Source organism: Corynebacterium sp. (assembly GCF_012837295.1).
Lineage (GTDB): Bacteria > Actinomycetota > Actinomycetes > Mycobacteriales > Mycobacteriaceae > Corynebacterium.
In genome coordinates this window covers 1-9248 of the sequence record NZ_DURI01000132.1, presented here as the reverse complement: position 1 = coordinate 9248, position 9248 = coordinate 1, and the positions used below count along the sequence as shown (strand labels likewise).

At 71.0% G+C, this 9248-nt stretch carries 9 protein-coding genes; 1 reads left to right on the top strand and 8 read right to left on the bottom strand.

Going from position 1 to position 9248, the window contains the following annotated elements:
- Positions 1 to 132: 132 nt before the first annotated feature.
- The 8 genes from GX015_RS04500 to GX015_RS04465 form a co-directional block, all read right to left on the bottom strand.
- The gene (locus tag GX015_RS04500) at positions 133 to 930 is read right to left on the bottom strand and encodes a DivIVA domain-containing protein (RefSeq protein ID WP_291343110.1); all 798 of its coding nucleotides are present in this window, start codon (positions 928 to 930) and stop codon (positions 133 to 135) included.
- 74 nt (positions 931 to 1004) lie between these two features.
- On the bottom strand, positions 1005 to 1478 hold the full coding sequence (gene coaD, locus GX015_RS04495) for a pantetheine-phosphate adenylyltransferase (protein ID WP_291343108.1): 474 nt from the start codon (positions 1476 to 1478) through the stop codon (positions 1005 to 1007).
- Positions 1475 to 2053 carry a 16S rRNA (guanine(966)-N(2))-methyltransferase RsmD gene (rsmD, locus tag GX015_RS04490; RefSeq protein ID WP_291343106.1) on the bottom strand — a complete coding sequence of 193 codons (579 nt, stop codon included), beginning with the start codon at positions 2051 to 2053 and terminating at the stop codon, positions 1475 to 1477. The genes coaD and rsmD overlap by 4 nt, the downstream gene beginning before the upstream one ends.
- Positions 2050 to 2346, bottom strand: a complete 297-nt coding sequence (locus tag GX015_RS04485; RefSeq protein ID WP_102212028.1) for a biotin/lipoyl-containing protein — start codon at positions 2344 to 2346, stop codon at positions 2050 to 2052. Before GX015_RS04485 ends, rsmD begins: the two co-directional genes overlap by 4 nt.
- A gap of 33 nt (positions 2347 to 2379) precedes the next feature.
- Positions 2380 to 4545: an ATP-dependent DNA helicase RecG gene (locus GX015_RS04480; RefSeq protein WP_291343105.1), complete on the bottom strand. Its 2166-nt coding sequence runs from the start codon at positions 4543 to 4545 to the stop codon at positions 2380 to 2382.
- Between the two features lie 12 nt (positions 4546 to 4557).
- Entirely contained in the window at positions 4558 to 6282 is a 1725-nt protein-coding gene (locus GX015_RS04475; RefSeq protein WP_291343104.1) for a DAK2 domain-containing protein, read from the bottom strand.
- 10 nt (positions 6283 to 6292) lie between these two features.
- Positions 6293 to 7048 (bottom strand): uracil-DNA glycosylase, encoded by a 756-nt coding sequence (locus GX015_RS04470; RefSeq protein ID WP_102212031.1) that lies wholly within the window; start codon positions 7046 to 7048, stop codon positions 6293 to 6295.
- On the bottom strand, positions 7048 to 7998 hold the full coding sequence (locus GX015_RS04465) for a thiamine-phosphate kinase (protein ID WP_291343102.1): 951 nt from the start codon (positions 7996 to 7998) through the stop codon (positions 7048 to 7050). The genes GX015_RS04470 and GX015_RS04465 overlap by 1 nt, the downstream gene beginning before the upstream one ends.
- 99 nt (positions 7999 to 8097) lie before the next feature.
- Here GX015_RS04465 and GX015_RS04460 point away from each other — a divergent pair, with 99 nt between their 5' ends.
- Positions 8098 to 9042, top strand: coding sequence for a DUF3515 domain-containing protein (locus GX015_RS04460; RefSeq protein WP_291343100.1), 945 nt, complete (start codon positions 8098 to 8100; stop codon positions 9040 to 9042).
- Positions 9043 to 9248 lie beyond the last annotated feature (206 nt).

The window sequence follows — 9248 nt, the reverse complement described above, 5'->3', positions numbered from 1 at the left end:
TCGCCGACACGGGAAAAGGGCTCGGGCGCGCCTTCGCGCAGCACCCGGCCCACGTCAAACACGAAAGGGGAAACGGCAGTCATAATGCCGTCATCCTACCTCCCCCGCCGGAGTCCCTCTTCGGCGACCGCGTCAGCGTCGGTAGTCGCCGCCGCGGTCGTATTGGCGCTCCCCGCCGTGATCCTCGCGATCCGGGCGCTCGGAACGCTCCGAGCGGTCGGAGCGGTCCGCGCCGACGGCACCCGAGGCGCCCGCGCCCTTGCGCAGGGCGGAGCGGTCGCGGCCCACGGAACGCAGGGTCTCCGACAGCGAGGCCTCAAACTCGGCGAGCTTGTTGTCCACGTACACGTCGCACTCGCCGCGCAGGCGCTTGGAATCCGCGTAGGCGGACTCCACGACCCGGCGGGCCTCCTCGTTCGCCTCGTGCACGACGGTGGACTCGGACACCAGGCGCTGCTGCTCGGCGAGGCCGTCCTGCACGGAGCGGTCGTAGGCCGCGTTGCCCGACGCGACGAGGCGGTCGGCCTCGGACGCGGCGCGCTCGGTGACCTGGTGGTATTCGCGATCGGCGTCCTCGCGGCGGCGGTCGGCGTCGTTCTGCGCCTCCGCGACCGTGGCGTGGGCGCGATTCTCCGCGTCCTCCACCATGCGGCGGGAGCGGTCCTCGGCCTCGTCCATGATCCGGCGGGCCTCTTCCTCGGCCGCGGCGATCGACTCGGCGGCGGTGGCCTCCGCGTCGCTGACGATCATGTCGCGCTGGTCGAGGACATCCTGCGCATCATCGAGCTCGGAGGGAAACGCGTTGCGCAATTCGTCGAGAAGCACCAGCACGTCGCGGCGCGGCACCATGCAGTTCGCCGTCATCGGGACGCCATAAGCTTCCTCGACGGTCTGGACAAGTTCATCGAGGGTTTCAAAGACGCGGTACATGCCGCTCAGGTTACGCGATGACCTGCGGGGATGCCGTGATTGCTGGCCACGGCGTTTTGCGGCTTGACGACGGCCTACGTCAGCCGCGCCCGCAGCGCCTTCTGCACCGGCTCCGGGACGAGCCCCTCGACGGAGCCGCCGTAGCGGACGACTTCCTTCATCAGGGTCGACGAGACGTGGCCGTACTTCGGGTCGGCCTCGATGAACAGCGTGTCGACGCCGGACATGCGGCGGTTCATCTGGGCCATGGGGACCTCGTACTCGTAGTCCATCGCAGACCGCAGGCCCTTGACCAGGGTCAGGATCCCGTGCTCGGTGGTGTAGTCCACGAGCAGTTCGGACCAGGAGTCGACGCGCACGTTGGGCAGGTGGCCAGTGCATTCCTCGATGAGGCGCATCCGCTCCTCGGGGGTGAACATCCCCTGCTTGTTCGGGTTGTGGGTGACCAGGACGGTGACGTCGTCGAATAGCGCCGACGTGCGCTCGATGACGTCCAGGTGGCCACTGGTCAACGGGTCGTAGGAACCGGGGCAGCAGGCGTGGGTCATTGGTCGTCCCCTCGTCGGTAGATCGCGGTGTCGAAGCGGGCCAGGCCGTGGATGCGGCGCTTGAGCTTCTGCTCCAGGATGCCGTATCCCTCCGGCCAGACGGTTTCGTCGTCGGAAGAATGGCGCTCGACGGTGACCACCGCGCCGTCGCGCAGGGCCGGGCGCAGGGCCTCGAGCATCTCGGTGACGGCCTCCCCCGCCAGCTCATAGGGCGGATCGGCGATGACCCGGTCGAAATGGTCCGTCGGCGCTCCGGCCAGGTAGGTCGACGCCTTCATCTCGGCGACGGTGACGCGGGGGTGGCCGACCGTGTCGATGTTCGTGTGGATCGCCCGGCACGCCGCCGGGTTCGACTCGACGAGGACGACCTCGTCGGCGCCGCGCGACGCCGCCTCCAGGCCCAACGCACCGGAACCGGCGAACAGGTCCAGGACCGTCGTGCCCTCGATGCCGAACCGCGACGACCACGACGAGAAGATCGCCTCCCGCGCCCGGTCGGTCGTCGGCCGGGTGGCGTCGCCCTTGGGCGCGACGAGCCTGCGGCCCCGGGCCACCCCGGAGATGATGCGGGTCATCGGGCGGCCCCCGCCTCTCCCGCACTGCCCGCCTCGCCCGGCGCGACCGCGCCCTTCGGCTCCAGCATCAGCAGCGGGTCGCCGCCGGAGACGTCGGAGAAGTCTTCGACCAGGATCTTCGTCACCGTCGCGGGGCACGGCGCCGGCACCGGGGCCTCCAGCTTCACGGCTTCGACCACCGCCACGGGCAGTCCGGTGGTCACGTCATCGCCCTCGGCGACCTGCAGCCGCGCCACTCCCGCAAAGGGGGCGCACACGACCACGGCACCGTCGTCACCGTTCGTTTCGCTCATGGCCCCGAGTCTACGGGCGACGCCGCGAACGACTCAGCTGCGGTCCAGGAAGCCGGCTTCCTCGTCGGTGATGTCGTAGGTCAGGCGGCGCGCGAAATCGGGATCGCTGGCGGCGAGTTTCGCGGCGTCCTTGCGCGCCCGCTCGATGACGCGGACGTCCTCCCCGAGGTTGAGCAGCCCCAGCCCGGCGGTGAGCCCCGATTGTCCCTCGCCCAGGACATCGCCGTGCTTGCGGGTGCGCACGTCGATCTCGGCCAACTGGAAACCGTCGTTGGTCTCGGCGATCGCCTCGAGCCGCGCCCGCTCCGGCGTGTTGGACCAGGTTTCGGTGCACATGAAGCACCGGCCGGGCAGCCCGCCGCGGCCGATGCGCCCGCGCAGCTGGTGCAGCTGGGAGACGCCGTAGCTTTCGGCGCGGCGGATCATCATCACGGTCGCCTCGGGCACGTTGACGCCGACTTCGATGACCGTCGTCGCCACCAGCACCGACGTGCGCCCGGAGACGAAGTCGGCCATCGCGGCCCCCTTTTCCTCCGGCGACATCCGGCCGTGCAGGAACCCGACGTCGACGCCGGGCAGGTTGCGGCGCGCCAGGTCGAAATTGTCCTCGACGGATTCGCCCTCGCCGAGGATCCGCGGCGACACGACGAACGCCCGGTGCCCCTCATCGACCTGTTCCTTGATGACCTCCCAGGCACGCGCTTCCCAGGTCGGCTTTTCGACGGTCGGAACCACGATCGTCTTCACCTCTTGCCGCTCTCCCGGCAGTTCCTTCAATTCGGAGACGTCCAGGTCGCCGAACACCGTCATGGCCAAGGTGCGCGGGATGGGCGTCGCCGTCATCACGAGCACGTGCGGGGTCATGCCGTCGCGGCCGCGCTCGCGCAGCCGGTCGCGCTGACGCACGCCGAACCGGTGCTGCTCGTCGATGACCACGAGCCCCAGGTCGAAGAACTCGACGCCGTCGCTGAGCAGCGCATGAGTGCCGACGATGATGCCCGCCTCGCCGCTGACGATGTCCAGCAGCGCCGCCCGCTTCTCGCCCACCGACATCGAACCCGTCAGCAGGACCACCTTGGCGTCGACGCCGGCGTCGTCAAGCAGGCCCGAGATCGTCCGCGCGTGCTGCCCCGCCAGGACCTCCGTCGGCGCGAGGAGCACGCTCTGGCGGCCGACGTCGAGGACCTGCAGCATGCCCAGCAGGGCGACGACCGTCTTGCCCGAGCCGACCTCGCCCTGCAGCAGGCGGTTCATGGGCGTCGGGCGGGACAGGTCGCGGGTGATGTCCTCGTGGACGAGGCGCTGGCCGCGCGTCAGCTCGAAGGGCAGGTGGGACTCGAGCTTGGCGACGCGGCCGGGCCCGTCCCCGACCGGCGGGCATTCCGGCGCCACTCGCTCGGCGTTGCCCGCGCGACGCAGGGCCAGGGCCAGCTGGAGCTCCAGGGCCTCGTCGTATTTGAGGCGGTTCAGCGCCGCCATGGGGCCGTCGGGTCCGGGAAAATGCGCCTCGCGCAGGGCGGTGTCGAAGCCGGGCAGCGCGCCGGGGTATTCCGGCAGCGGCTCGGGCTGGCGCGGCAGCCACCGCAGCACCCGGCGGATGTACAGCGCCATCAGAATCCCGGACAGCCCCTTCCGCCCCCGGTGAATGGGCAGGAACGGCAGCGCGAGCAGGCCGCGCAGCTCCGCCATGCCGTCGGCGCCGTCGATGAGCTTCTTCAGCTTCCCGGTCGCCGCCCCCGGCTGCCCGTCGGCGCCGATGACCAAGACGTCGGCGTTGGTGATCTGCGGCTGCCCCTGAAACTCCCCGAGCGTCCCCAGCACCAGCAGCCGCGTGCCCGGGTGCAGGACCCTGCCCAGCCACGACTGCCCGAAGATGGGCATCGGCATGGTCCGCGCGCCGTCGGTGACGGTCACGCGCAGCGGGTACCGGGCCTTGTCCTTCCAGGTCACGTTCTGTTGTTCGTGGGCCTGGTGCTTTGCGACGTTCACCACTTCCACGACCGCCGTGATCGATTCCCCGACCTGGGCGTAGTCGACGTTGAGGCTGTGGCCCTGGGCGGCGTAGCGCTGGGGCAGATGGGAGAGCAGCTCCCCCACCGACGAAGCCCCGAGGGACTCCTTGATCTTGCGGGCGACCTTCGGCTCGAGGACGTCCTTGAGCGGCGTCATGGCCGTCGCCGTCGCCAACCAGCCCAGCATCGCCCGCGCCCGCTACTCCACGCCGATCTGAGCGAGCTCCGCCATGCCGTCGGCGGCGTAGGCCGTGACGTCGACGCCAGGTGCGACGTCCTCCAGGCGGCGGCGCAGCTCGGTGGTCGACTCGGGGTCGACGCCCGTGCCCAGCAGCACGGTGACCAGCTCGCCGCCGGAGCGCAGCATCAATTCGACGGTGCGGGTCAGCGCCTCGGCGACGGTGTCGGCCACGACGAGGATGTCGCCGCCCACCGTGGCCAGCACGTCGCCCTTCGCGCACGGGCCCGCGGCGGTGAGACCGGCGCTCGGCGCGGCGTCGAGGGTGGCGGTGCGCATGCCGGCGGAGGCCTCGCTCATGGCGTAGGCGTCGACGGCGAGCGGAATCGTCGGGTCGTGCACCGCGAGGGCGGCCAGCCCGTTGGCCAGGGTGGCCGTCGGCAGGATGGTGATGGAGTGGCCGCCGGCCTGGGCCGCGAGCTCCACCTGGATGAGCTCGCGATTGCCCACCAGCCCGTTGGGCAGCAGCAGGACGTCACCGTCGCCGCGCAGCCCCGCGATGGCCCCGAGGATCGAGCCGACGACGTCGCCGTCCGGCCCCACCGGATGCGCCCCCGCGGAGGCGAAGAGCTCGGAGATGGGGCCGGTCGGGGCGACGGCCAGCAGCGATCGCGATGGCGCGGTCTGGCTAGCGGCGCCGGCGGCCGAACCGTCGTCGATGACCTCGATGCGGATGTTCTCCGGCCGCCCGAAGTCGAGCACGGCCTCGATGATGGCCCCTGCGTCGGTGGAGTGGACGTGCATCATGTGCCGGTCCCCGCCCTCGCCGGCGATGACCAGCGAATTGCCCAGCGAATGCATCGTGGACCGGAACTCGTCCATCCGGTCGGGGGTCACGTCGATGAGCAGCATGACCTCCAGCTCGGGACCGTCTGCCGCGGACTGGGTGACGTGGAGGTCGGGTTCTTCGGGGGATTCGCCGGACACTTCGTCGAGAAGCGCGTCGAGAAGCAGCACCAGTCCCGCGCCACCCGCATCGACGACGCCCGCCTCGCGCAGGACGGCGAGCTGCGTCGGCGTGCGGTCGAGTGCCGTGCGCGCGGCGTCGGAGGCGGCGGCGACGACGCCGACGAGGTCGGCCGAATCATGCCGGCCCGCGGCGACGGCAGCCTGGCGCAGGACGGTGAGGATGGTGCCCTCCACCGGGTCGGCGATCGCCCGGTCGACGTGCTTCACCGCCGTGTCCAGGGCCTTTTGCACGTGCTCGCCGACGAAACCGCCGGGGGCCGCGGCCTCGGCCAGGGCCCGCAGCACCTGCGAGAGGACGGTTCCCGAATTGCCGCGCGCGCCGCGGACGGCGCCGGCGGCCAGCGCGATGGCGATGTCGTGGGCGTCGGGGGCCTGCGCCACGGGTACGGACCCGCTTTCCGACGCCCCGTCGTTCTCTCCCGAGGGGCCCGTCGCCCCGAAGGGGCCGGCCGCGGCGGCGCCGGCCTTCTCGGCCGCCTTTTGCGCTGCCTCGGCGGCCTTTTCGGCGGCGGCTTCGGCTTCCTTCAGCGCCGCCGCCATCGTCGCGGCCATGTTGGATCCGGTGTCGGCGTCGGGGACGGGGAAGACGTTGAGGTCGTTGATTTCCTCGCGGCGCCGTTCCAGCACCACCACGCAGCGGCGGGCCCAGCTCAGCAGCGAGGCTCCGTCGATGCGGGCGGGCCGGGAAGGCCGGGCGGGCCGGGCGGGCGAGGACATGGCGGGCATATTACAGCGTCCAGTCCACGGGTTCGGCGCCCATCGACCGCAGCGCGTCGTTGGCGCGGGAGAACGGGCGGGAGCCGAAGAAGCCGCGGGAAGCGCTCAGCGGCGACGGGTGCGCGGAGCAGATGCACGGCACGTCGCCGAGCAGCCGTTGCGCGGTCTGCGCGTCGCGGCCCCACAGGATCGCGACCATCGGGGCGTCGCGGCGGGCCAGCGCTCGGATCGCTTCTTCCGTGACGTCCTCCCACCCCTTGCGGCGGTGCGACGCGGGCTTGCCCGGCTGCACCGTGAGCACCCTATTGAACAGGGCGACGCCGTTGTCCGTCCATCGCGACAGGTCACCATGCTCCGGCGGTGTCAGACCCAGATCGGACTCGTATTCGCGGTAGATGTTCGCCAGCGAGCGCGGCAGTGGCCGGACGTCCGGGTGCACCGAAAAGCTCAGCCCCATCGCGTGCCCCGGCGTGGGATACGGGTCCTGGCCGACGATGAGGACGCGGACGTCGTCGAAAGGCTTGGTGAACGCCCTCAGCACGTCCTCCCCCGCCGGCAGATAGCCGCGGCCGGCGTCGTTTTCGGCGCGCAGGAAATCGCCCATCGCGTGGATGCGGTCGGCGACGGGCTCCAGCGCACGGGCCCAACCGGCTTCGACCGGGAGGGGGCGCTGGTGCGGGTCGCTCGAGTCGACGCCGCGGGCATCAGGTTCGACACCGAGGTCGCCGGGGTGGGAGATGTGGCCGGAGCCGTGCGCGTCGGTCATCAGAAGCTCACCCATCCCCCGCGCAGCCACGGCTGGCGCCCGCCGACGGACACCGGCAGACCCCGGTCGCGGTGGGCGGTGCCGATGCGACGGAATCCCGTCGGCGGTTCGCCCGGCGTCGTCCCCAACAACGTGTGATCCTCCCCGCCGGCGAGGACCCACCGCCACGGATCGGTGTCCAGGCAATCGGCCGCGGCCATGAGCAGTTCCGACGGGGCGATGGCGTCCTCGTCGACGTCGATGGTGATGTTCGACGCCGTCGCGATCTCCGTGAGATCCACGATCAGGCCGTCCGAATTGTCGGTCAGCGCATTCACCCCGGCCGCGCGTGCGACGGGACCGCGGCCGTAGGAGAAATCGGGGACGAGGTGGGCGTCGACAAGCTCCCGGAATCGGTCCGGGACCGCGGACGGCGATCCGTACCGCTTCAGCAGATCCAGGCCGGCGCCGGAATGCCCGATTCGGCCGGCGGCGATGACCACGTCGCCGGGGCGCGCGGCCGAACGGACCAGCGGGCGCCCCGGGCCGCCGAGCTCGCCCATCGCGGTGATGGAGATGACCAGCGAATCGCCGCCCACGACATCGCCGCCGACGAGTTCGGCCGCGCACTCGCGACCCTGGTCGCGCAGGCCCTTGGCGATGCCCCGCACAACCTCGAGATCCGTGTCCTCCGGCACGGACAATCCCATGAGGATCGCCGTCGGCCGGGCGCCCATCGCCTCGACGTCGGCGAAGTTCTGCACCGCGGCCTTGGCCCCCACCTGCTCGGGGGTGGACCAGTCGAGGGAGAAGTGGCGGCCCTCGACGAGCATGTCGGTGGAGGCGATGTAGCGGGCGTTGGGGGTCGTCATGGACAACACCGCTGCGTCGTCGCCGTTTCGGGCCGAGGGGGCGGCTTCGCGGATGGCGGCGATGACGGCGTGTTCGCCGGCTTCTCCAACTGTCGTCATGGCTTTTGGGTCACCGTTCCTTCCGCGGCTCCCTGGTCCGCCGGGGACGCCGCGGGGCGGCGCATCGCCCGGGGCGGGGGCGAAGTAGACTTTTCCCACATGGGAGAAAACGTTCAGGCTCAGGGTAACCGGCGCCGTGCGGGCATCGCACTGGCCCTCGCGGTATTGCTCACTCTCGGTGTGATCATCGGGGCAAAGCTGTTCCAGGATGACCAGGCCCGCAACCCCGTGTCGTTGTCGGCGCCGGACATGCCGGACGACGATTCCCCGAAGTGCGCCGAGCTTCTCGACCGCCTGCCCGATCGTCTCGACGGGCTGGTTCGCGCCGAACTCGCCGAGCCCGCCCCGATTGGTGCGGCGGTGTGGCGCAACACCGCCGATGAGCGGGTGACGCTGCGCTGCGGCGCTTCCGTGCCCGTCCAGTACACGGACCTGTCCGTCACCGAGGAGCACGATGGCGTGAAGTGGGTCCGCATCAACGACACCACCGAGGGCTCGACCCTGGCCACGTGGTTCGCGATCGGCCGCACCCCGGTCGTGGCGGTGACCGCCGATGCCTCCCGTGCCGACGCCATCCCCGGCTTGTCCGAGGCGATGCTCCCGGATTCCGAGGTCGGCGACGCCCCCGCCCCGAACCCCGTGCCGCTGACCGACTTGGCCGCCGACGAGGCCGATGACCGCTGCTCCGCCCTCATGGCGGCATTGCCCACGGAGATCGGCGAGCGCAAGCGCGTCGAGGACGCCGACCTGCCCGCCGGCTCGATGGTGTGGGCCGACGGCATCGGCAATCTCATTTCGCTGCGCTGCGGCGTCGATGCGCCCGCCGGGTACGCCGATACCGAGGAGCAGCTGACCCAGATCAACGACATCGTGTGGTTCTCCGAGCCGTCGCTGTCGTCCGGTGACGTGGGCACCTGGTACGCGATGGGCCGCGAGCGTTTCGTGGCCGTGCACCTCCCGGTCGGCGAGGCTTCCGGAGTCCTGCCGGCGCTGTCCGAGATCATTTCCGCGAACCTGAAGAACATCTCGCCCAGCGAGCAGTAGTTCGCCCCCGGGGTTCCCCGCGGGACCAGCTTTACCGGCAGTACCCGCAACATCTGCATCACCCGCACCGCCCGCCACACCGCACCGGTCGTGGCGGGCGGTCGCATATTTGCCGTGCGGTCACTTTCCTTCCTCGTCCCACTTAGCCTTCCGCTTTTCCCGGGCTTCACGACGCATCGTCCGCCCCGGATTCGTCCACCCCGCCG

What these genes read in the sequence shown, in the direction of transcription:
- GX015_RS04500 (WP_291343110.1), bottom strand. Translation starts at nt 930, where the DNA reads ATGTACCGCGTCTTTGAAACCCTCGATGAACTTGTCCAGACCGTCGAG.
- coaD (WP_291343108.1), bottom strand. Translation starts at nt 1,478, where the DNA reads ATGACCCACGCCTGCTGCCCCGGTTCCTACGACCCGTTGACCAGTGGC.
- rsmD (WP_291343106.1), bottom strand. Translation starts at nt 2,053, where the DNA reads ATGACCCGCATCATCTCCGGGGTGGCCCGGGGCCGCAGGCTCGTCGCG.
- GX015_RS04485 (WP_102212028.1), bottom strand. Translation starts at nt 2,346, where the DNA reads ATGAGCGAAACGAACGGTGACGACGGTGCCGTGGTCGTGTGCGCCCCC.
- GX015_RS04480 (WP_291343105.1), bottom strand. Translation starts at nt 4,545, where the DNA reads ATGCTGGGCTGGTTGGCGACGGCGACGGCCATGACGCCGCTCAAGGAC.
- GX015_RS04475 (WP_291343104.1), bottom strand. Translation starts at nt 6,282, where the DNA reads ATGTCCTCGCCCGCCCGGCCCGCCCGGCCTTCCCGGCCCGCCCGCATC.
- GX015_RS04470 (WP_102212031.1), bottom strand. Translation starts at nt 7,048, where the DNA reads ATGACCGACGCGCACGGCTCCGGCCACATCTCCCACCCCGGCGACCTC.
- GX015_RS04465 (WP_291343102.1), bottom strand. Translation starts at nt 7,998, where the DNA reads ATGACGACAGTTGGAGAAGCCGGCGAACACGCCGTCATCGCCGCCATC.
- GX015_RS04460 (WP_291343100.1), top strand. Translation starts at nt 8,098, where the DNA reads ATGGGAGAAAACGTTCAGGCTCAGGGTAACCGGCGCCGTGCGGGCATC.